This window comes from Paenibacillus pasadenensis, assembly GCF_023715725.1.
GTDB classification, from domain to species: Bacteria; Bacillota; Bacilli; order Paenibacillales; family Paenibacillaceae; genus Paenibacillus_O; species Paenibacillus_O pasadenensis_A.
On the sequence record NZ_JAMBOT010000085.1, the window covers coordinates 1 to 282 of the forward strand.

Consider the following 282-nt stretch of genomic DNA (forward strand, 5'->3'; position numbering starts at 1 on the left):
GAAATGGTGGGCCTTAGTGGACTCGAACCACCGACCTCACCCTTATCAGGGGTGCGCTCTAACCAGCTGAGCTAAAGGCCCTCGTCGATATGGACTTGGAACACCTGAAGCTTTTCTCGCCATCCCCCTGCAGGAAATGCCGCGAAAACTTCGTAGAAAGAGACTTGCTCTTTCAAAACTGACAACGAGTGAGTGACAAGCCGGTTTTGAAACCCGAAGGTTTCTGCTGAGGCATCTGGCGATGCCTCGAATTTGAATGCTTCCGTTGCAGGAAGCGATTCT

1 protein-coding gene and 1 tRNA gene are annotated in these 282 nt (G+C 51.8%); both read right to left on the reverse strand.

The window, feature by feature from the left end:
- Window positions 1–4 precede the first annotated feature (4 nt).
- Window positions 5–81, reverse strand: a tRNA-Ile gene (locus M3223_RS24105).
- Window positions 72–282: hypothetical protein (locus M3223_RS24110; RefSeq protein ID WP_251566326.1), on the reverse strand; the 211-nt coding region annotated here is incomplete at its 5' end. The genes M3223_RS24105 and M3223_RS24110, both read right to left, overlap by 10 nt.